The 20,924-nt window shown below is 72.3% G+C and carries 20 protein-coding genes, 2 tRNA genes and 1 pseudogene; 15 read left to right on the plus strand and 8 right to left on the minus strand.

Annotation, left to right across the window (positions count from 1 at the left end; genetic code table 11):
• Positions 1-736, minus strand: a pseudogene (locus HEQ75_RS25280) (hypothetical protein); the annotation flags it as partial.
• Between the two features lie 199 nt (positions 737-935).
• Here HEQ75_RS25280 and HEQ75_RS25285 point away from each other — a divergent pair.
• From HEQ75_RS25285 to HEQ75_RS25315, 7 genes are all read left to right on the plus strand, one after another.
• Entirely contained in the window at positions 936-2,303 is a 1,368-nt protein-coding gene (locus HEQ75_RS25285) for a flagellar hook protein FlgE (protein WP_168034910.1), read from the plus strand.
• 34 nt (positions 2,304-2,337) lie between these two features.
• Positions 2,338-3,867, plus strand: coding sequence for a flagellar hook-associated protein FlgK (locus HEQ75_RS25290; RefSeq protein ID WP_168034911.1), 1,530 nt, complete (start codon positions 2,338-2,340; stop codon positions 3,865-3,867).
• A gap of 12 nt (positions 3,868-3,879) precedes the next feature.
• The gene (locus HEQ75_RS25295; RefSeq protein WP_168034912.1) at positions 3,880-4,920 is read left to right on the plus strand and encodes a flagellin; all 1,041 of its coding nucleotides are present in this window, start codon (positions 3,880-3,882) and stop codon (positions 4,918-4,920) included.
• A 221-nt stretch (positions 4,921-5,141) separates the two neighbouring features.
• A complete protein-coding gene (locus HEQ75_RS25300) occupies positions 5,142-5,618 on the plus strand; it encodes a flagellar biosynthesis repressor FlbT (RefSeq protein ID WP_168034913.1) in 477 nt (158 codons plus the stop codon).
• A gap of 191 nt (positions 5,619-5,809) precedes the next feature.
• On the plus strand, positions 5,810-7,000 hold the full coding sequence (locus tag HEQ75_RS25305) for a flagellin (protein WP_168034914.1): 1,191 nt from the start codon (positions 5,810-5,812) through the stop codon (positions 6,998-7,000).
• 156 nt (positions 7,001-7,156) lie between these two features.
• A complete protein-coding gene (locus HEQ75_RS25310) occupies positions 7,157-7,552 on the plus strand; it encodes a flagellar biosynthesis regulator FlaF (RefSeq protein WP_168034915.1) in 396 nt (131 codons plus the stop codon).
• A 2-nt stretch (positions 7,553-7,554) separates the two neighbouring features.
• Positions 7,555-8,844 (plus strand): DUF1217 domain-containing protein, encoded by a 1,290-nt coding sequence (locus tag HEQ75_RS25315; RefSeq protein ID WP_168034916.1) that lies wholly within the window; start codon positions 7,555-7,557, stop codon positions 8,842-8,844.
• A gap of 83 nt (positions 8,845-8,927) precedes the next feature.
• Here the strand turns inward: HEQ75_RS25315 and HEQ75_RS25320 are convergent, their stop codons facing one another.
• Positions 8,928-9,197, minus strand: coding sequence for a hypothetical protein (locus HEQ75_RS25320; RefSeq protein WP_168034917.1), 270 nt, complete (start codon positions 9,195-9,197; stop codon positions 8,928-8,930).
• 159 nt (positions 9,198-9,356) lie between these two features.
• Here HEQ75_RS25320 and HEQ75_RS25325 point away from each other — a divergent pair, with 159 nt between their 5' ends.
• The gene (locus tag HEQ75_RS25325) at positions 9,357-10,418 is read left to right on the plus strand and encodes an AbrB family transcriptional regulator (protein WP_168034918.1); all 1,062 of its coding nucleotides are present in this window, start codon (positions 9,357-9,359) and stop codon (positions 10,416-10,418) included.
• 18 nt (positions 10,419-10,436) lie between these two features.
• Here HEQ75_RS25325 and HEQ75_RS25330 read toward each other — a convergent pair whose 3' ends face one another.
• Together HEQ75_RS25330 and HEQ75_RS25335 are read right to left on the minus strand one after the other, a co-directional pair.
• Complete coding sequence (locus HEQ75_RS25330; protein WP_168034919.1) at positions 10,437-11,405, minus strand: hypothetical protein; 969 nt, start codon at positions 11,403-11,405, stop codon at positions 10,437-10,439.
• Between the two features lie 151 nt (positions 11,406-11,556).
• Positions 11,557-12,072 (minus strand): adenine phosphoribosyltransferase, encoded by a 516-nt coding sequence (locus tag HEQ75_RS25335; RefSeq protein WP_168034929.1) that lies wholly within the window; start codon positions 12,070-12,072, stop codon positions 11,557-11,559.
• Positions 12,073-12,291: 219 nt separating this feature from the next.
• Here HEQ75_RS25335 and HEQ75_RS25340 point away from each other — a divergent pair, with 219 nt between their 5' ends.
• Entirely contained in the window at positions 12,292-12,486 is a 195-nt protein-coding gene (locus HEQ75_RS25340; protein ID WP_168034920.1) for a DUF2842 domain-containing protein, read from the plus strand.
• Between the two features lie 76 nt (positions 12,487-12,562).
• Here the strand turns inward: HEQ75_RS25340 and HEQ75_RS25345 are convergent, their stop codons facing one another.
• Both HEQ75_RS25345 and HEQ75_RS25350 read right to left on the minus strand, forming a co-directional pair.
• Positions 12,563-13,342: a TorF family putative porin gene (locus tag HEQ75_RS25345; protein ID WP_168034921.1), complete on the minus strand. Its 780-nt coding sequence runs from the start codon at positions 13,340-13,342 to the stop codon at positions 12,563-12,565.
• 310 nt (positions 13,343-13,652) lie between these two features.
• Positions 13,653-13,729, minus strand: a tRNA-Pro gene (locus HEQ75_RS25350).
• A 414-nt stretch (positions 13,730-14,143) separates the two neighbouring features.
• Here HEQ75_RS25350 and HEQ75_RS25355 point away from each other — a divergent pair.
• From HEQ75_RS25355 to HEQ75_RS25365, 3 genes are all read left to right on the plus strand, one after another.
• On the plus strand, positions 14,144-15,133 hold the full coding sequence (locus HEQ75_RS25355) for an alpha/beta fold hydrolase (RefSeq protein WP_168034922.1): 990 nt from the start codon (positions 14,144-14,146) through the stop codon (positions 15,131-15,133).
• 79 nt (positions 15,134-15,212) lie between these two features.
• A complete protein-coding gene (locus HEQ75_RS28940; RefSeq protein WP_168034923.1) occupies positions 15,213-17,267 on the plus strand; it encodes a protein-disulfide reductase DsbD family protein in 2,055 nt (684 codons plus the stop codon).
• Positions 17,268-17,660: 393 nt separating this feature from the next.
• Positions 17,661-18,005, plus strand: a complete 345-nt coding sequence (locus HEQ75_RS25365) for a hypothetical protein (RefSeq protein WP_168034924.1) — start codon at positions 17,661-17,663, stop codon at positions 18,003-18,005.
• A 76-nt stretch (positions 18,006-18,081) separates the two neighbouring features.
• On the opposite strand, the gene HEQ75_RS25370 is transcribed toward HEQ75_RS25365, so the two are convergent.
• Together HEQ75_RS25370 and HEQ75_RS25375 are read right to left on the minus strand one after the other, a co-directional pair.
• On the minus strand, positions 18,082-18,330 hold the full coding sequence (locus HEQ75_RS25370; RefSeq protein ID WP_168034925.1) for a DUF3126 family protein: 249 nt from the start codon (positions 18,328-18,330) through the stop codon (positions 18,082-18,084).
• A gap of 63 nt (positions 18,331-18,393) precedes the next feature.
• Positions 18,394-18,720, minus strand: coding sequence for a hypothetical protein (locus HEQ75_RS25375; RefSeq protein WP_168034926.1), 327 nt, complete (start codon positions 18,718-18,720; stop codon positions 18,394-18,396).
• A gap of 128 nt (positions 18,721-18,848) precedes the next feature.
• On the opposite strand from HEQ75_RS25375, the gene HEQ75_RS25380 reads away from it, so the two are divergent.
• The 3 genes from HEQ75_RS25380 to HEQ75_RS25390 form a co-directional block, all read left to right on the plus strand.
• Positions 18,849-18,938: transfer RNA gene (locus tag HEQ75_RS25380), tRNA-Ser, on the plus strand.
• Positions 18,939-19,257: 319 nt separating this feature from the next.
• The gene (locus HEQ75_RS25385) at positions 19,258-19,401 is read left to right on the plus strand and encodes a hypothetical protein (RefSeq protein ID WP_168034927.1); all 144 of its coding nucleotides are present in this window, start codon (positions 19,258-19,260) and stop codon (positions 19,399-19,401) included.
• Positions 19,402-19,604: 203 nt separating this feature from the next.
• The coding region (locus HEQ75_RS25390) for a calcium-binding protein (protein WP_328734920.1) at positions 19,605-20,924 on the plus strand (1,320 nt) is incomplete at its 3' end.

The following is a 20,924-nucleotide window of genomic DNA, read 5'->3' on the forward strand; positions in this document are numbered from 1 at the left end:
GGGTGGAGGAAGGCCCGGTGCGCTTCATCGGCCTGCTGGGCGGGCTGGCGCAATGGGTGCTGGTGCGGCCGGGCGGCGTGACCGCTACAGTCAGCCCCGCCGCGGCGGCGGTCCGGCCGGGCGGCGTGGCGGCCGCGGCCTCACCGACCGGCGGAACCGCCCGGCCGGCCGGCGCAAGGCCCGGCGATCCGGCCGCCACGGCGTTTCGCGGCAGGGCCGCGTCAGGTCCCGGCCTCGCCGCAGGCGGGGGCGCGGTGGCCGCCGAAGCGAGGACGCCCGGCGCAACCCCGGCAGCCGGCACCAACGGCACCGGCACCTCGGCCTGGGCGGAGACGGCCTGCCCCAGTGCGGCGGCTTCCGCTTCCGGGGCTTCCGTTCCCGCCGGTCCGGCTTCCGCCGGCCGCACATCCGCCGGCGCTGCTTCCCCGGGCCCCGCTTCCGGCAGCCCCGCTTCCGCCGCCCCTTCCACTGGCCCCGCGCCCATCGGCACGGCGCCCATCGGCACGGCGCCCATCGGCACGGCGCCCAATGGCAGGGCGCCCAATGGCAAGCCGCCCAATGGCACGGCTTCGGCGGGCCCGGCCTCCGCCAGGGCAAGCGCCACCGGGCCCGTCTCGGCCGCGACCGGCGCAGCCATGGCCTGGCCGAGCAGCGCCGCGAAGCCGCCCGGCCCGCGCGGCAGGGCGGCGGCAGGGCTGGCCGGCGAAGCGGGTGCCGTGGCGGGCTGGATGTCCATGGCGGGCCGGAGCCTCCGATGCGGTGACCGCCCCGGTCGCAACGGCCGTGCCAGCCCGGCCCGGGCCGCCCCCGGCAGGAAGGCGGCGCCGCGCGGCAGGATCTGCCGCATCCCGGCAGCTTCCGTCCCCTGCCGCCCTGGCGCGGCCTGGCACGGCCCTTGCGACCACCCAGCCGAGGACCACCCCGGAGATTCCACGATGTCGCTGCTCGGCTCGATGACCACCGCGATCAGCGGCCTCGCCGCCCAGTCGCGGGCGCTCGGCCATGTGTCGGACAATGTCGCCAACAGCCAGACCGCCGGCTTCAAGCGCGTCGACACCAACTTCACCAGCTGGCTCACCCGCTCCTCGCTGCGCCTGCACATGCCGGGCTCGGTGGAGGCGCGGCCGGACTACACCAACACCGTGCAGGGCACGGTGGAGCAGACGGAAAACCCGCTGGCCCTGGCCATCGCCGGCCAGGGCTTCTTCTCCGTGGCGCAGGCGCGCAGCGGCCAGGGCGCGGACGTGGTGTTCGACGACCGCCAATTCTACACCCGCGCCGGGGACTTCGCGATGGACCGCGACGGCTACATGGTGAACGGCGCCGGCTACTACCTTGAAGGCTGGGAGATGCAGCAGACCGGGGAGCCGGATCGGACGACGCTGGAGCCGATCCGGATCAGCGACCTGGTCTACAACCCGCAGCCCACCACCACGATCGACCTGGCGGCGAACCTGCCGGCCAATGTGGACACGGTGGTGACGGTACCCACGGGCGCGCCCTGGGCACCCACCGAGGAGCCGGTCAGCAGCGTCATCCAGATCTTCGACGACCTCGGCAACCAGCAGCAGGTGACGCTCGACTGGTGGCGGCTGGACGTGAACACTTGGCGCCTGCGCATCACGCCGGACAACGACACGCTGGCGCCGGCGGACGGCATCTTCGCCGATATCGACTTCGGCGGGCAGATCGATGCCGGGCCGCCGGTGCTGGACGCGCCGGCCGGCACCATCTCCGCCATCACGCCGCTCAGCAGCACCACCGGCCCTGCCGTGGCGCCTACCGCGCTGGGCGACACGGCCAGCCTCGGCTTTGCCGTCGACTACGGCTATGGCGCGCAATCGATCACGCTGGGCCTCGGCGGTTTCGGCGTCGCCACCGGGCTCACCAGCTATTCCGGCACGGATTACAGCGTGCGCGATCTGAGCCAGGACGGCGTGCCGCTCGGCGCCTTCTCCGGCGTCACGGTGCGGGAGAATGGCGATGTCGCGGTGAACTACGACAACGGCCAGACGCGCGTCGTGGGCCGCGTGCCGATCGTCGCCTTCAACGACCCGGACAAGCTGCAGCGCCTGGACGGCCAGGCCTTCACGCGCACGGTGGAAAGCGGCGAGGCGCGGGTGACGGATGTGGCGACCAACGGCGTCGGCAAGCTGGTCACCGGCTCCATCGAACGCTCCAACGTCGACATCGCCGCGGAATTCTCCAAGCTGATCCTGGCGCAGCGCGCCTATACCTCCAACACCCGCATCGTGACCGCCAGCGACGAGATGCTGCAGGACACGATCAACATGAAGCGGTGAGCGCGATGCGACGCGTCGTGGGGCGGGCTGAGCCATGACGCTCGACGCCGCGCTCTCGGTCGCCACCGGCGGGCTGCGCCTGCTCGACCGACAGATGGCGCGGACCTCCGACGACATCGCCAATGCCGGCACCGCCGGTCACACGCGCAAGGTCCTGGACGGCCGCGCCGTTACGGTGTCGGGCAACGGCGCCGGCGTCCGCGCCCAGGCGGCGACGCGGGAGGTGGATGTGGCCGTGCAGGCCGCGGCGCAGCGAGCGGGCGGCGATGCGGCCGCCGCCGGGTTGCGCGCGCATCTGCTGGGCGGGGTGGAGGCGGCGCATGGCAGCCCGGCGCTCGGCGACAGCCTGGGCGGGCTGATCGCCGGCCTGGAATCGAGCTTCGTCGCCCTGCGCGAAGCCCCGGCCGATGCGGTGCGCCGCAGCGCCGTGGTGACCGCGGCGGGCGAATTGGCGGGGCGGCTGAACGACGTCTCCCAGGCCATCGGCACCGCCCGCCAGGGCGCGCAGGACGCCCTGCGGCGGGAGGTTGCGGCGCTGAATGAAGCGCTGTCGGAGGTCGGCTCCCTCAACCTCGAGATCCGGCGGGAAATCGCCTCCGGCCGCAGCAGCGCGGCGCTGGAGGACCAGCGCGACCTGGCCGTCGGCCGCATCGCCACCTCGCTCGACATCGCCGTGATCCGCGGCCAGGGGGGGGAGGTGACGCTGGTGGCGCGCGGCGGCCTGGTGCTGCCGCTGACGCCCGGCGCCACGCCCTTCACCATGGACGATGCCACCATCGGCACCGGCGCCTTCCATGGCGGCGCCGGCACCCTGCCCGGTGTCATGCTGAACGGCCGCGACGTGACCCGGCAGCTGGCCGGCGGGCGGATGGGCGCGGCGGCGGAGCTGCGCGACGCGACGCTGCCGCGGATGCAGGCGGAAGCGGATCTGGCCGCGGCGCAGCTGGCGGCGCGGCTGGACGGCCAGGGGCTGCGGCTGTTCACGGATGCGGATGGCGTGGTGCCGGACCCGACCGCGCCCTATGCCGGCAGCACCATGATCGGCTTCGCCGGCGCCATCCGGGTGAACCCGGCGGTGGCGGCCGACCCCACCCTGCTGCGCGACGGCACCCATGCGGTGGCGGGCGCGGTGGGCGGGCCCAGCAACTTCACGCCCAACCCGGCGGGCGGGCCGGACGGCTTCGCCACGCTGCTGGACCGGGTGCTGGATTTCAGCTTTGGCGCCGAGCAGGCCGCGGGCGTGGCGCAGCCGGGCTTCGCCACCACCGGGCTGGGCCCGGACGGCACCCTGGCCTCGCCGCTGTCCGGCCTGCGCACGCTGGCGGAATACGGTGCCGCGCTGGTCGCCGAACAGACCGGCGCGCGCGCCACCGCCAGCGCGGCGGAAGAACGCGCCAGCAGCCTGCAATCCCTGCTGCAGGGCCGCTTCGACGAACGATCCGGCGTGGATGTGGATGCGGAGGTGGCGGCGATGGTGCAGCTGCAGACCGCCTATGGGGTGAATGCGCGGGTGATCTCCACCATCCAGGCCATGTGGGACGCGCTGTTCGGCGCGGTCCGGTAAGGGGAGAACCGCATGTCGATCCTCGGCATCATCGGCGGGCTGGCGGTGGACCAGGCAGGGCTGCGCCGGCTGCTGGACACCACCACGCGGCAGGTCTCCACCGGGCAGAAGGCGGAAAGCTTCGGCGGGCTGGCGCCGGAAGCGCGCCGCGCCATCGACCTGCGCGGCGAGGTCGGGCGGCGGGAAGCCTATGCCGCCGCCGCCGACCGCGCGCTGGGTCGCGCCGACGCCACCCAGACCGTGCTGGGCCGGCTGCAGGCCATTGCCAGCAACCTCTCGACCGAGGCGCTGCGCGCGCGCACCCTCGGGCCGACCGGCGCCGAGGCCCTGGCGCAGACCGCGCGCGCGGCGCTGGCGGAAGCGGCCGCGCTGCTGAACACGCGGCATGGCGGGGAATACCTGTTCGGCGGGTCGGACGTGGCGCGGCCGCCGGTGCCGGAGGCGGACGGCATCGCCGATGGCGCCATGGCCACCGCCATCGCCGACGCCGTGGCGACGCTGGATGCCGACAATGCGGCGACGGTGCTGGCCGACACCGCGACGGTGATGAACGACGCCGCCACCACCCCCTTCTCCGCCTTCCTGGAAAACGAGGGCGCGACGGAGGCGCCGCGCGCGGTGCAGGCGGCGGAGGGTGAGCGGGTGGCGATCGGCGTCTTCGCCAACCGGTCCCAGGACGGCGCGCTGGAGACGAGCTGGGGGCGGGAGCTGCTGCGCAACCTGGCGGTGCTGGCGGCGTTGACACCGGCGCTGGCGGAGGAAGGCGGCGGCTGGTCGCCGCTGCTGGACGGGGTGACCGATTCGATGGGCGCGGTCACCGCCGGCCTCGCCGCCGAGCAGGGCCAGCTCGGCACGGCGGAACAGCGGCTGGGCGCGCTGCGCGACCGGCACAAGGACAGCATGGTGGTGCTGCGCACCCAGCTCGGCGCGGTGGAGGAAGTGGATCTGGCCGCCGCCTCGGCGGAGCTGTCGCAGGTCAAGGCGCGGCTCGAAGCCTCCTACGAGGCGACGGGCATGGTGGCCCGCCTGTCGCTTGCCGCGCTGCTCCGCTGAGTCGCCCCGCCTTCAAGGCTGGTTAATGCGCCTGGGCGATGATGGCCGGGCGTACTGCGGGCCGGATGCTGCCGGCCAGCTGGGCGCGACCCCGAAGAATCGGGCCCGCGGCGCAGGCCGTGCGGTGGCGAAGAATTCGCGACGGCCGGCACCCGTCGGCACACGGCATGGCGGAGAACTGCGTCCCCCCGCCGCCATGGCGACAGGTTTGGGAGAGTGGCATGTCCACGTTGGTGCTCGAGATGCGGGCCGGCGAGTTGATGGTGGTGAACGGCGCCTCGCTGCGCTTCCGCAGCCGGACGCGGGTCGAGCTGGTGGCGAAGGCGCGCTTCCTGTTCGGCAAGCAGGTGATGGCGCCGGAGGCAGCGAACACGCCCTCTCGCCGCATCTACTTTGCGCTGCAATGCGCCTATGTGGGGCCGGATGAGGACCGCGAGGCGGCGATGGCGGATGCGCATCGCCTGGTGGCGGAGTTCCAGGAGGCGACGACGTCCGACATGGCGCGCCAGCTGCTGGAACGGTCGCTGGCCCTGGCGGAGCAGGATGAATGGTACCAGGCGCTGCGCCTGGTGCGGCACGTGATGCGGCACGAGGCGACGGTGCTGGGGCTGGACGTGCAGACCGGCCTGCCGATGGCGGTGGCCGGCCTTGCCGCCGCGGCGGCGCAGGCGGCGCTGACGCGGCCCCGGCTGGACTGATTTTCCCCGCCCGGCGGCGCCGGCTTTACGCCGGATTCACCCGCCGGGGCGAGGATGGATGCAAGGATCGGCGGTGCCGGTCCCGCTGCCGGAGGTCGGTGGTGCCGCAGCGGCGCCCCCCCGCCGGCCCCGCGAACGGGAGGCAAAATGCCGCCCCGCGCGCGGAACGCCTGTCGAAGGAGATGGGGACAATGTCCTCCGTCAACACCAATGCCGCCGCGATGGCGGCGATCCGCTCGCTCACCATGATCGGCAAGGACCTGGGCAAGACCCAGCAGCGGATCGAGACCAACCTGCGCATCAGCAAGGCGGATGACGACCCCGCGGTGTTCGCCATCGCGCAGAACATGCGCGCCGACCTGAACGGCATGACCGCCGTGAAGGACAGCCTGAAGTTCGGCAAATCCGCGCTGACGGTGGCGCGCGACGCGGCGACGCAGATCTCCGACGAGCTGGGCCGCCTGAAGCAGACCATGACGCAGGGCCAGCAGCAGGGCCTGGATGCGGAGCAGATCAACAACCAGATCACCAACGCGCTGCAGAACATCGACGCCTTCGCCAATTCCGCCACCTTCAACGGCGTGAACCTGCTGGTCGCCGGGCGGACCGTGGACGGCGTGACCAACACCACCGTGGACATCGTGCGCGACATCCAGGGCGCGGTCACCACCGTGGAGGGCACCGACAGCACCTCCGACGGTCTCGACCTCACCGGCCTGTCCGTCACCTCCGCCGCGCGCACCGTCACCTTCGACGACACGCTGGCGCCGGCGAACGGCGAGATCCTGACCGTCACCGTGCAGCGCGACGTCGACGGCGACCCGGACACCGATCTCGAGGATGTCGCGATGGTCTTCGAGTTCAGCGACGGCACCGCGGCACTGGGCACCACGCCCTCGCCCACCAGCGAGGTCTATGACGTGCAGTTCGCGGATGCGGACAGCCCGCTGACCCGCATCACCGCGCTGGTCACGCGCATGAAGGAAGCCGGGATCGATGCCGGCCTGAATGCGGAAGGTGAGCTGTACATCCGCGGCAACTCGCAGGACGTCACCACCGACATCACCGGTGCGACGGTGGAGGACGCGCCCGAGGACGGCACCGGCCAGGACGAGGCGATCGCGCTGGTCGAGGGCGCCATCGACCTGATGGGCACCCGGCTGGCCAATCTCGGCGCCAATATCCGCCAGGTGGATGGCCTGACGACCTTCACCACGCAGCTGAGCGACTCGATCAAGGAAGGCCTTGGCGCCCTGGTCGATGCGGATCTGGCGGAGGAAAGCGCCCGGCTGACCAGCCTGCAGACCAAGCAGCAGCTGGCCACCCAGTCGCTGTCCATCGCCAATGAGCAGAGCCAGTCGCTGCTGAGCCTGTTCCGATAAGGAAGCGAGCCTTGATGCCCGGGGTCCCGGAAAGCACCGGTGATGGCAACGGGCATCGAGGCTCAGGCGCCTTTCCGACACTGCCTCTGACGGAAAGCGGGGGCGAGTCCGCCCCCGCCCACCGGCTTCACCCCACCGGCTTCCCATGGAGGATCCATGAGCGTCGCGCGCTACGCCGCAACCCAGAACGCGGCCGCTTCCCCGCGCGAGATCGAATTGCGGGCCTTCCGCTACGTCAACGGCCTGCTGGCCGGCGCCAGCGACACGCGCACCCGCGCCGTGGCGCTGGAGAAGGCGCACCGGCTGTGGTCCATCCTGATCAACGACCTCGGCTCCCCCGGCAACAAGCTGCCGGCGGAGCTGCGTGGGCGGCTGGTCTCGCTCGGCCTCTGGGCGCAGCGGGAGACCGGTGCGCGGCTGGATGACCGCGGCAGCCTGGAGCCGCTGATGGCGCTGCACCGCGACATGATCGAGGCGCTGGAAGCCCAGCGCGGCGCGGCGCTGCCCGCCCAGCCCGCCACCGCCGTGGCCTTCACCGCCCGGGTGGCCTGACCATGCTGCCCGGCCTCGGCGCGCTGACGGCGCTGGCGGTCGCGCAGCGCGAGGGTGCCAGCCTGCAGGCGCGCTTCACGGCGCGCAGCGACAACAAGGCGGCGATGGAGCGCTTCCGCGCGGCGGCGACGCAGCATGCGGATGTGGAATCCCTGATGCAGGACCGCCGCACGCTGCAGGTGGTGCTGGAAGCCTTCCAGCTGGAAGGCGAGATCGACAAGCGCGGCATCCTGCGCAAGATCCTGACCGAGGACCCCGGCGCGGAGGCCAGCCTGGCCAACCGCCTGACCGACCGGCGCTGGCGCGAACTGGCCCGGGCCTTCGCCCAGCGCGAGGCCTCGGACCTCACCGCCGCGCAGGTCGCGGCGCTGTCCACCACCGATGTGCAGGCGCTGTCGCTGGCGAAGATCGGCGGGCTGACGACGGAACAGGCCAAGGCGCTGGGCACGGCGCAGATGCGGGCACTGGGCACGCAACAGCTGCGCGCGCTGGACGCCACCGGCATCGCCGCGCTGGACGTGGTGGACATCGCCGCGCTGGATGCGGCGCAGGTGGCGGCGCTGCGGCCCGGGCAGCTGGCGGCGCTGGGCACGGCGCAGATCGCGGCGATCGACACGGCGGATCTGGCCGGGCTGGGCAGCACGCAGCTGCGCGCCCTGTCCAACGCGCAGGTGCGGGCGCTGACCACGGACCAGCTGGCGGCGCTCGGCACCGAACAGGCCGCCTCGCTCAGCCGCCTGCAGGCATCCGGCCTCACCGAGGCGCAGCGCGCCGCGCTGGGCAGCGTGCAGCGCGCGGTCATCGGCACGGCACCGGAACGCAGCGCGGCGGAGGAAGCGGCCGTGGCGGCGCTGGATTCGCGCAGCCCCTTCGCGGCAACCGGCCTGCTGGACCGCGTGGTGGCGGACGCCATGACCAATCGCTACGAGAAGGCGATGGGGGAGGACAATGCCGGGCTGCGGGAGGCGCTGTACTTCATCCGCAATGCGTCCCGGATGACCAGCCTGACGGAGCTGATGACGGACAAGGCCCTGACGGCGGTGGTGCGCGGCTCGCTCAGCCTGCCGGAGACCTTCGGGGCGCTGGAATTCGAGCAGCAGAAGACCATCCTGACGCAGCGGCTGAAATTCGAGGATCTGCAGGATCCGAAGGCGGTGGCGCGGATGGCGCAACGCTACCTGGCGCTGGCGGCCCCGTCCCAGACGGCCTCCAACCCGCTCCTGGCGCTGTTCGATGGCAGCGGCGCCTCGCTGGGCAGTCTGCTGGGCGGCGGGATCTCGCTGCAGGCCTGAAACCACTTCGACGCGGGTCGATCCGCCCGGGGGACCTCGCGGGTGCCTCGGCGCGGCAGGCCCGGTGCTGCGCGGCGGTCGGTTCAGCCGGAGACGTCGATCGCGCCCGGCGCAGGCTTGGGCGGGGCCGGCAGCGGCGGGTTGCGATAGGCGTCGATCTCCTTCGGCGTCGGGATCGATTGCCGCACCTCCCCATCCGGCTCGCGGAACTCCACCACCACCAGGCGCAGCGCCGTGTCGATGCGCACCTGCGTGCCGGGCGCGGGGGCTTCGGGCGGCTGGCTGGCGATGGGCAGGCTGGATGGCGGGGCGGCAGGCCGTGCGGGCGGGGCGGCGGCGACGGGACTGAGCATGGGATAATCTCCTGCGGGAGGACGACACCTCATCTACCGGGACAGCGATGGAGGAAGGGTTAAGCCACGCGGCAGGGACCAAGGCGGTGGCGCGCCGGCGCCAGGGGTTTGACCGCGGCGGCGGAGGGGCCGATGCTGTGCCGCACAAGAACCCTGCCCGTGACCAGCACAGCCCCCTCCTCCGCCGCATCACTTCGCGCGCATCTCCTCACCGCCATCGTCGCCGCCGCGGGCGGCGCCCTGGCCTGGATGCTGCACATCCCGCTGCCCTGGATGCTGGGCGCCATGGCCGCCACCGGAGCCCTGGCCTGGACCGACCGGGCCGCGGTGGCGGCGCCGGTGCGCCCCGTGGCGCTCCTGTTCCTGGGGCTCGGGCTCGGGCAGACCTTCACCACGCCGGTGCTGGCGGCATTGGCGGCCGCGCTGCCCTGGCTGCTGGTGGCGGCGGTGCTGAGCATTGTCATCGGCGCGCTGGTGGCGCGCTTCTTTGCCCGCATGGCGGGGACCGATGCGCGCACCGGCTATTTCTCCGCCGTGCCGGGCGGTGTCATCGTCATGGCGGTGCTGGCCCAGCGCGCCGGGGTCTCGGTGCCCGCCGTCACCCTGGCGCAGACCATCCGGGTGATGGTGGTGGTGGTGATCTTCCCGCCGCTGATCACCTGGCTGGCACCGCGCGGCGGCGCCGGCGCCTTCTTCGCCGAACGCCCGCCGGTCGAGCTCGGCGGGCTGGCGGTGCTGATCGCGGCCGGGCTGGCGGTGGCGCTGCTGATCCGGCTGCTGAAGTTGGCCAATCCCTGGATGCTCGGCCCCTGCGCCCTGGTGATCCTGCTTTCGGCCTTCGGGGCGCTGCCTTCCGGCGTGCCGCTGTGGATGATCGACGTGGCGCAGATCGGCATGGGCGCCGGGCTCGGCCAGCGGATGAGCCGGCGCTTCCTGCTGGCCTCCCGCCGGCTGGCGCTGGCCTCGGTGGGGTCCACCATCCTGCTGTCGGCGCTGATGGCGGTGGTGGCGATCGGGCTCGGCCTGGTGTCCGGCCTGCCGCCGGCGGCCGTGGTGCTGGGCATGGCGCCGGGCGGGATGCCGGAGATGACGATCACGGCCAAGGCGCTGGACCTGGCGGTGCCGCTGGTGCTGGGCTTCCACCTTGTGCGCACCGTGGCCTGCAACCTGCTGGTGGGCCCGGTGTGGCGGCTGGCGGAGAAGCTGGGGCTGGACCGGTAGGGCCGCGCGGTCCGGGCTTCAGCCGGCCTGGAAATTCAACCGGCGCAGCAGCCAGACGCGGTAGGCCAGCGCCACTTCCGGCGCCGGGCACAGCGTGGTCAGCAGCACGGTGGCGGCATCGGCGCCGATGCGGCGCGAACCCGCATCCGCCGCGTCTGCCGCATCCTCCGCCCAGGTGCGCGCCGCACCGCGCCACAGCGCCACCACATCGCCCGAGGTCAGCGCCGGCAGCACCAGCACCGCGCGGGTGCGCAGCGCCGCGCCGGCGGCCTCCGCCGCCAGCAGCAGGTCGGGCCGCGCCGGGTCGGTCACCACCTCGGACAGCGCCGGCAGGCCGGGCAGCGCCGGGTCCCGCGGCTGGCCGACGGCGTCGAAGGCGAACCAGGGGGTCAGGCCCAGCGCCCGGGCGCGCGCCTCGCAGGCCGGGCCGGACAGCACCAGGGCATCGGCCGATCCCTCGCGCATCGCCGCCTGGGCCGCCAGGCCGTTCAGCCCGAAGACCGGCACCGCCGGCCGGCCCAGCAGGTCCAGCGCCAGCAGCGCCCCGGCCTCCGCCGCGGCGGCGGCGGGCAGGGCCAGGCGGACCGGGCGGGTGGCGGAAAGCGGGCCGCGGCCGGCCAGCAGGCTGGGCTGCACACTGCCGCAGACGGCCGGCCAGTGCCGCGGCTCGAACCGGGCCCGCGTCTCGCCGACCAGCTGGGCCTGGGCGGCGGGGCCGGGCAGCAGCAGCAGCATTGGCCCGTCGCGGAAGCTGGCGGAGGCAAAGCGGTTGGCGGCGGTGATGCCGTCCGGCCCGCCGAGCACGGAAACGCGGAGAGCGGCGGCCTGCACCAGCCCGCGCGCCAGCGCCACCGCGGCCTGGGCGGCCAGGCGCGCGGCTTCGCCCTCCGCCGGCCCGGGGGCCAGCAGCGTGGCGGATTCCGGCACGGTGACGGCGGCCGCTGCCAGGCGGATCGGCGCGCCGGGCAGGCCAGCGCCCAGCAGCATGCCGGCCAGACCCTGGCCAAGCCGCCGCCGGGTAGGGCTTTCAGGTCCCATCCCTTCGGCCTCCATGCGAGAGGTCACCTAGCCGCGTGAATGGGGCGAAAACGTGGCGCAGCTGGTGCGGGTTCACCAAGACCGCACCCGCGGACGCGCTTCAGCTGTCGTAGCTGACCAGCGACTCGAAGGGCACATCGATGCGTGACCGGCCGCCGAGGAAGGTCAGTTCGATCAGCGTCGCGGCGCAGGGGACCTCCGCGCCGGCCTGGCGCAGCAGGGAGATGCCGGCCGCCATGGTGCCGCCGGTGGCCAGCAAATCGTCCAGCACCACCACGCGGCTGCCCTTCGGCACCGCATCGGCCTGCATCTCGATCCGGTCCGTGCCGTATTCCAGCGCGTAGTTCAGCCCGATGGTCAGGCCCGGCAGCTTGCGCGGCTTGCGCAGCATGACGAAGCCCAGGCCGAGTTCCAGCGCCAGCGGCGCCGCCACCAGGAAGCCACGGCTTTCGATGCCGGCCAGCAGGTCCGGCTTGTGCGGCCGGAGGGCCTCCGCCAGCCGGGCCATGGCGGTGCGCCAGGCGCTGCCATGCCGCAGCAGGGTGGAGATGTCGTAGAACAGGATGCCGGGCTTCGGGAAATCCGGGATGCCGCGGATGTGGTCCTTCAGGTCGATCGTGGGATCCACCGCGAGTCGGCTGGTCGGAAGGGGGGCTTCGGCCATGGCTGGGTCGGCTGCTCCTGCATCGGGCGGGCGGGCGCCGGCGGCGGGGCCGGGCGGCGGCGTGGGTTCGGCCGGACGCTACGCCGGGGGGTGGCCTGCGGCAACCTTGCCGCCTGGCGCGCGCCGGTCCACACCTTGCCGCCTGGCCCGTACCGGTCCACATGGGGCACCATGCCGCGCACCATGCTGGCCCTGGCGGCCGGACTCCTGGGTTTTGTCCTGTATGTGATGGCCGTGGTCGCCCTGGCGGACCAGGTGCTGGACCGGCATTGGCTGCTGCAATTCGTCTACTTCGTGGTCGCCGGCGTCGCCTGGGCCTGGCCGGCCAAGGCGCTGATGTTCTGGGCCGCGCGCCACCGCGGCTGAGCCGGACGGCGGCTGGCGCAGGAGACGGCGCCGGAGGCTGCCATCCGGCCCCTGCCGCAGGTCCGCTTGCGGCCGATCAGAAGGGCCGGCTGAGGCTGACGAACACCCGGTCGTCGCACACCTTCTGGCCGCCGAAGCACTCGCTTCGCTCGGCGTAGGAGGTCATGACGGCGGTGACCGAGCCGATGACGCCGCCAATGATCTCGCGTGACACGGTCAGCGAGAAGTTCGCCCAGTTCTTGGCCCCGAAGGCGCCGTCCGTGCTGCCGGCGGTGGCCAGGTTGCGCTCCACCCACTGGTAGCCGGCACGGCCGGACATGGTGATGCCGAAATCCAGCGGGATATCGAGGCCGCCTTCCACATAAAAGGCATTGCCCGACTCGCCGGTGAAGTTCGGTGACCAGGCGGCCAGCCCGAGCAGCTTCACGGGGGCGAGCTCATAGCTCGCGCGCAGGGTCGCCTCGTAATAGTTCAGCTCATAGCCACCGGTCGGCGCCTCGTAGCCTGGATAGGCATAGTAGACCGCGCCCAGGTCCAGCTTCACGCCGGCCAGTTCCAGGCGATAGCCGGCCAGGACGTCGACTTCCTGGCGGGCATTGGTGTTGGGGAAGGCGACGTTGCTGACGAAGGCGCCGACATAGAGGCCGGTGGTGTGCTCGACATCAAGCGTGAGCTGCACCGCGGGGCGGTTGCGGGTCTGGCTGAAGCCGCGGAAGGAGTAGTCGCTGCTGACGACGGGGGTGGTGGCAACGGTCAACCCGGCGGACTCAATCGTCTGTTGGGCGAAACCCGCGCTTGATACGAGCATAATGCCGGCAAAAACGGCAGAAGAAACCCAGGGCGTTGATCTAAACATGGGCAATCCTCGCGGCTCGAATCGTTTTGCGCAATTCCTAAGCAGTAACAGGGCTTGCGCCCGGATGGCATACGACTTGAGCAGACCGCAATGGATTGGGCGCGCATGTTGCAGTTCTGCATCACATGGCCCGGGGATCCGGCCGGCGCGGGGCGGCAAGACGGCCGTGGATGGACGAGCCCGGCCAGGCCCCGGCGCGGAAGCACCGCCCGACGCGCCTGTCGACCAACGGTCCACAGGGCCCGGGGGCCGCGCACGAAAAACCCCGCCAGGACTGGGTCCTGGCGGGGTTTCCGCGCCGCAAGCCAATTGGTCGGAGTGAGAGGATTCGAACCTCCGGCCCCTGCGTCCCGAACACAGTGCTCTACCAGGCTGAGCTACACTCCGGCGGGTAACGACGAGGCGCGGGGTATAGCGAAGCGCCTGCTCCCCGGCAAGCGGGGTGCATGCAGATCGCCCGGTCGCCGGACAGGCCGCGTGGGATCCGCTGCGCCGCCCGCCGGTCTATCTTGCCTTGGCACGACATTGATGGCCGGCGGCCGGGGGCGGCCCGGCCGCCCGGCCGGCCCGCAGCAGAACGGGCAGCCGTGCTGGAACGCGGCGCCCTGCCTCAAATCACGCCTGGGTTGAGAGTCTACAACAGGCGTATTCAACGCGTATTTCATCATGTTGCGCAACGCCATTTGACCCATTGCGTCATCGTCTCAGTCATCTCATTCTGTTACCCCGGATGCCAGCTTGGAGACGCGCGATGTTCGAGCCATCCGGTGCGGGACCTGGCCAGGCTGGCGGCGCGGCGCGGTGATCGCGCTGCTGCTCGTCCTGGCGGGGCTCGGCCTGCTGATGCTGGCCGGGTCGGCCTGGGAGGCCTGGCAGGCGGCGCGGGAGCGCCGGCGCGTCGCCACAAGGGGCCAATTCGTCCAGATCGGTGAAATTCAGCTGCATGCGGTGGTCCATGGCCGGCGCCGCAACGTCCAGGATCCGGCCATCATCCTTGATGGCGGGCTGACCAATGGCAGCCTGGCCTGGCCCGCCGTGACGCGGGCGCTGGAGAATGACTGGCTGCTGGTGAGCTTCGACCGCGCCGGCCATAATTGGAGCAGCCCCGCCCCGCTGCCCCGCAATGCGGAGGCCCTGCTGGCCGAACAGCGGGCCCTGCTGGCCGCCCTGCACATCACGCCGCCCTGGGTGCTGGTGGCGCATTCCTTTTCCGGCCACATCGCCCGCCTGCACGCCGCCCGCCACCCGGAAGATGTCGCCGGGCTGGTGCTGGTGGAGGCGACGCCGGCGCCGCAGGTCGCGCCCGTCCTGCGCTCCCGCTACGCCAGGGCCCTGGCCTGGAAGGTGCCGCTGGCGCGGCTGGGGCTGTGGCGGCTGTGGTCGTTGCGCCGCCGCCTGCCGCCGCTGCCGGGGCAGGTGGCGCCGCCGACGATGATCACCACCTGGCTGCACCTGTCGCGCAGCGCCCGGGCCCTGGCGGCGACGCAGGCCGAGCTCGCCTGCTTCGCCGCGGACCATGCCGCGGTCGAAGCCGCCCCCCCGCCACGGCAGCCCAGCATCGTGCTGGCCTCGACGGAGGGCGCCGTGGCGGTACCGCCGGGCATGGCGGCCGCCACCGCCCATGAGGCGGCGCTGGCGGCGCAGCGCGACCTTGCCGCCCGGTTGCCGCGCGGCCAGTTGCGCGTGGTGGAGGCGCCGGACCACGACCTGCCCTGGAGCGCCCCGGGCGAGGTGGCGGCGGCGATCGAGGAACTCGCACGGCACGCCGCGCCGGCCCGGCGCCCGGGCTGAAGGCGCGACAGCCCCGGCCGGTGGGGCGTCGGCGCGGATTTGGCTGGCCCATGCTCGGATCCGGGCTATATCGCGGTGCATGCAGCGCCTTCTTTCCCTTCTGCTCGGGCTGAGCCTGAGCGCCGTCCCCGCCCTGGCGCCGGCGATGGAAAGCGCCCCCCTGCGTTCCGCCCGCGCCACCGCCACGCTCGCGGCGGACCATGCGGCCGTGACGCCGGGGCAGCGCTTCCAGGCCGGGCTGCGGCTGCAGCTGGCGCCGGGCTGGCATAGCTATTGGCGCAATGCCGGGGATGCCGGCGCGGCGCCGACGATCGACTGGACGCTGCCCCCGGGCGCCACCGCCGGCCCGATCGCCTGGCCGGCGCCGGAGCGCATCCCCTACGGCCCGCTGGTCAATTTCGGCTATACCGGGGAGGTGCTGCTGCCCGTCGAGGTCGCGGTGCCGGCCGGCCTGGCGCCGGGCGAGGTGTTCACGCTGCAGGCCAGCGCCACCTGGCTGGTCTGCGCCGATGTCTGCATTCCGGAGGAAGGCACCTTCAGCCTGGCCCTGCCGGTGGCGGAACAGCCCTTCCCCTCCCCTGTTACGGCCTCGCTGTTCGAGGCCACGGCCGCCCTTATGCCGCGGCCACTGCCCTGGCGCGTGCAGGCCGGCGGCGCGCCGGGCCGCGCCAGCCTGCAACTGGCCGACACCAGGCTCGCGGAGTCGGCGCTGCGGGACGCCTTCTTCTTCCCGGCGGAGCCCGGCCTGCTGGACAACACCGCGCCGCAGCCGGCGACACTGCGCGACGGCCGGCTGACGCTGGGCCTGACGCTGCTGCCCGGCGTCACCCCCGCCGCGCTGGAAGGCACGCTGGTGCTGCGCGACGGCGGCGGACAGCGCGTCGCCTTCGCCGTGGCGGTACCGGCAACCGGACCGCCGGCGACGCCCACCGCGGCGCTGCCGCTGTGGCAGGCGATGGCCTTCGCGCTGCTGGGCGGGCTGGTGCTGAACCTGATGCCCTGCGTCTTCCCGGTGCTGGCGATGAAGGCGATGGCGCTGGCCCGGCTGGGTGGCGCGGCGCGCAGCGCGGTGCGCTGGCAGGCCGGCGCCTATACCGCCGGCGTGCTCGTGAGCTTCGGTGCGGTGGGCGGGTTGCTGCTGGCGCTGCGCGCCGCCGGCCATGCCGCCGGCTGGGGCTTCCAGTTCACCGAGCCGGCCTTCGTCGCCGCCATGGCCTGGCTGGTGCTGGCCGTGGGGCTGAACCTGTCCGGTGTCTATGCCTTCGGCCGGGGGTCGGGTGCCGGCCAGGCGCTGGCCGGGCGGGGCGGCACGCTGGGCGCCTTCGCCACCGGCGGGCTGGCCGTCCTGCTCGCCGCACCCTGCACCGCCCCCTTCATGGCGGCCGCGCTGGGCGCCGCGCTGGCGATGCCGCCGGCCGCCGCCCTGGCGGTGTTCCTGGCGCTCGGCGCCGGGCTGGCCGCGCCCTATGCGCTGCTCGGCCTGTTCCCGGGGCTCGCCACCGCCCTGCCGCGCCCCGGCGCCTGGATGGAGCGGCTGCGCCAGGCACTGGCCTTCCCGATGTATGCCACGGCCGCCTGGCTGGTCTGGGTGCTGTCGCTGCAGGCGGGGCCGGATGGCGTGCTGTTCGGCCTGGGCGGCGCGGTGCTGCTGGCCGCGGGCCTCTGGGGGCTGGGCCTGGCGCAGCGCAGCGGGACTGCGCTGCGCGGCGGGTTGGCGGGGCTGGCGCTCTCCCTTCTGGCGGCGGGGGCCCTGCTGCCGCGCCTCTCCGCCGCCCCGGCCGCCGCCGCGGATCAGCGGGCCGAGGCCTGGTCCGCGACACGGGTCGCGGCGCTGCGTGCCAGCGGACGGCCGGTCTTCGTGAATGCCACCGCCGCCTGGTGCATCACCTGCCAGGTGAACGACCGGGTGGCGTTGCGCACCGCCGGGGTGCTGGACACCTTCGCCACCCGCAACGTCGCCTATCTGGAAGCCGATTGGACGCGCGGCGACCCGGCGATCGGCGCGCTGCTGCGCGACCATGGGCGCGAGGGCGTGCCGCTGTACCTGTATTGGGCGCCCGGCGCCGCCGCGCCGGTGGTGCTGCCGCAGATCCTGACCGAGGGCGTGGTGCTGGCGGCCCTGCGGGGCGACTGAGCGGGCTGGCGCATGATCTGCGCTTGAAGTGGCGCCCCTCAGACTCCGGTCCGTTGCTCTTGGCCTTTTTCCGACTCGTCGGGTGATCCCGCCTGAGGAGGAACCCGGCAATCCTCACTGATCACCGACTCAATCGCCGGCGCCGGCATCCGCCGGCTTGGCTGCGCGCCACTGGGGGCGGCGGGCGCGGTTTCCAGTTGACGGGATCTGGCATTGGATGACGGCGGCCCTTTCGCACGACCGCCCGCGGTCTGCTCCAGGCGCCAGCCGGCTGCCCGGTGGCTTCCCTGGCTTCGCGGCAGCGGGGTCCTGCCGCAGCGATGCCCGATCGGGCCAGGGGCCTGCGCTGGGCCGGGCCACCCGCATTAACAGCCGGTTCACCCGCCGCGGCGCATGCTGCGCGCCATGGGCAAGGCGCGGATGCTGCTGGCGATGGTGGTCCTGGCGGGCATCCTGCTGCCGCGGGCACCCGCCGCCGAATCCCCGCCGCCGGCCTGCACCGCGGCGCGCGAGGGCGTGGCGCAGTGCATCGCGGGCAAGCTGTGCATTTGCCGGTTTCTGCGCGGCGGCAGCCTGACCGGCCGGCCGGACCGGTTCAACTGGGATTGCGGCGTCCTGCGGCCGGCCTGCGGGCCCGGCCTGGTGCCGCCCGCGCTTCAAGGCCCGGCCATGCCGCTGCCGGATATGCTGCTGGCCCCCGCCCCCTGGGGCGCCGGGCCCGGCGGGAAGGGGCGCTGAGGCCCTCGCCGGCCCACGGGCCGGGTTTCCTGGCGCCGTTGCGCCCTTCCCCTGGGTGCCACCCTTGGGCCGGGCCTCAGCGGCGGCCGCGGGCCGGGGGCGTTGGCGCCGAGGCGGGGGGCAGGTCCTCCTCCAGCACTGTCAGCATGACGGAGTAGGAGACCTCGCCCTCCTCGTCGTCGCGATGCACCGTGCCGATGACTTCGTCCTGCACCGACACCTCCACCGAAAGGCCGGGGCGGGCGGGGGCGAGCAGGGTGATGCGCTCGCTCCCGAGCAGGCGGCGCAGGTAGGCCTGCACGCGGGCGATGTCGGATGGCTTCATCCGTGTGACACTCCGATCAGAATTGGCGGGCCCCTATGCACCGCTGGGCGCCGCAGGTCGAGTTCAGCCCGGGGTGCCGCCGGTCATGCGGGCAAAAACCATTCGGTCCCGGTTGTCCTGCATCAGCAGGGAGAAGCCGTTGATCGTCTCGAAACCAAGGCCGCTGGGGATGCCGGTTTCCGGGTCGGGTACGATGCTGGCGTAGGCCGCGCCGGACAGCTTCTCCCACTTTCCAGCGGGTTTCTTCACCTCGACATGGGCAACGGTGGCCTTCAGCACGAGGCGCACGACCGGTTCATGCGGCGGCCGCGGCTTGGTCAGGCTGGGATGGCCGGCGAGCACGCGCCATCCATGGGCGAGCGCCCAGTCCTGCAATGCAACCCGGTCCATCCTGCATCCTCCCCAAGCGATCAGGCTATGCGCCGCCGCGCCCGCAACGGCAACCGAGCGCGCCGATTTCCAGGCTGCGGCGGGTTGCAGGTGGCGGCCCCACTGGCTAGTAAACGCAGCCTTGCGCGGGACGGGTGGCCGAGTGGTCGATGGCGCACGCCTGGAAAGTGTGTAGACGTGAAAGCGTCTCGTGGGTTCGAATCCCACCCCGTCCGCCAGTTCCCATACGAGCCGTGCTCTCCGCCTGACCGAGCGCCGCGCTGAGTGGCAGGTTTCCTGGGGGTTTTTTGGGGAAGGCCTCTTGACTGGCTCGTCGCGGAGACGTCCGAAAATCGCTCTCCAGAGGCCAATTCTCTCCGGGCCTCCTGACTTGGGCGTTTCAGTACCGAACTCGAAAATCCATGTAAAAGGCCGGTTTCCGCGCGGTCGGCACTTGGCCCGGTTCGAACCCCACTTGCCGGAAATCCTTACTTCGGGAGCGAACACTTCGGTACGGGCCCGCCTCACCGCCTGCACCATCGCCTGGAGGGTTGGCTGATGCCCGTCGCCATCCCCTTCATCGCCGCTGCCGCGGGCGCCGCCGCCTCGGCCGTCAGCGGTGGTGGCGTCCTGGGCGCCGTGGCGGCCGCCGGTGCTGCCCTGGTGGTCTCCCGCCGTGGGGCCGCGGTCTTCCGCCCCTAGTCCCCCTCCGCGGCCCGCAGCGCCAACGTCACGCCAGGGACGGACACCGGGCCGGGCTCGGGGTTCGATCCCCGCTCGCGCGGCGCCGGCCGCACCCAGTCCTTCCACCAGCACATTATTGAACACCAGATCGTCTTGGGCCGCTGCCGCACCTCCGGCCCCATGGAGTTCCTATAGTTTTTTATAAATACGTAATAGTTGCAATTGACGCTAATTACACCTTAGTCTTTGCCTCACAAACCTCAGACGGGGTGAGGGGAATCACGATGTCGGGCTTTGTCGGAAATGGGAGCGCTAACCTGATTGCGGGCGATAGCGCCGCCAACCTGCTGATTGGAAATGGTGGCGCCGATACGCTGATCGGCAATGGCGGCGCCGATACTCTCATCGGCGGCGACGGCGAAGACATCCTGTTGGGTGGTGCCGGCAATGACGTGTTCCGGTACACTAGCCGCGGCTTCGGCTTGGACACGATCAACGACTTTTCAATCACCCAGGACCGCATCGATCTCTCAGCCTTCGGCATCGCGGACCTCGCAACGCTGCAGCCCTTCCTGGCGCAGCAGGACACCAATGCCGTCATCACGCTGGCCTGGTCCAACAGCCTGGAACGCATCACAATCGCCGACGTCAACGTCGCGTCGCTGACCGCGGCGCGCTTCATCTTCAACACCAACGCGGCCGGCTTCAACCTGGGCGGTACGAATGGCGACGATGTGCTGTTCGGCGGCAATGGCGGCGACACGCTCGGCGGCGGTTTCGGCGACGACACCCTTTCGGGTGGCGCCGGCAATGATGTGCTGATCGGCGGCGACGGCGAAGACATCCTGTTGGGTGGTGCCGGCAATGACGTGTTCCGGTACACTAGCCGCGGCTTCGGCTTGGACACGATCAACGACTTTTCAATCACCCAGGACCGCATCGATCTCTCAGCCTTCGGCATCGCGGACCTCGCAACGCTGCAGCCCTTCCTGGCGCAGCAGGACACCAATGCCGTCATCACGCTGGCCTGGTCCAACAGCCTGGAACGCATCACAATCGCCGACGTCAACGTCGCGTCGCTGACCGCGGCGCGCTTCATCTTCAACACCAACGCGGCCGGCTTCAACCTGGGCGGTACGAATGGCGACGATGTGCTGTTCGGCGGCAATGGCGGCGACACGCTCGGCGGCGGTTTCGGCGACGACACCCTTTCGGGTGGCGCCGGCAATGATGTGCTGATCGGCGGCGACGGCGAAGACATCCTGTTGGGTGGTGCCGGCAATGATACACTCATCGGTGGCAGCGGCGCCGACACCCTGTTGGGTGCTGCGGGCAACGACCTCTACATCGTCGACGCCACCACTGACCGGGTGTTCGAGACGACGACCACCGCCAGCACCGTGGATGCGGGCGGCAGCGACACGGTGCAAAGCTCGGTGAGCTTCGACCTCGACGCCAATGCCGGCGTGCGCTTTGTCGAACACCTGGTCCTGACCGGCACCGCAAACCTCAACGGCACCGGTAACGCCCTGGCCAACACG

Origin of the sequence: Falsiroseomonas selenitidurans (assembly GCF_012103215.1) — a bacterium.
Classification (GTDB): domain Bacteria; phylum Pseudomonadota; class Alphaproteobacteria; order Acetobacterales; family Acetobacteraceae; genus Falsiroseomonas; species Falsiroseomonas selenitidurans.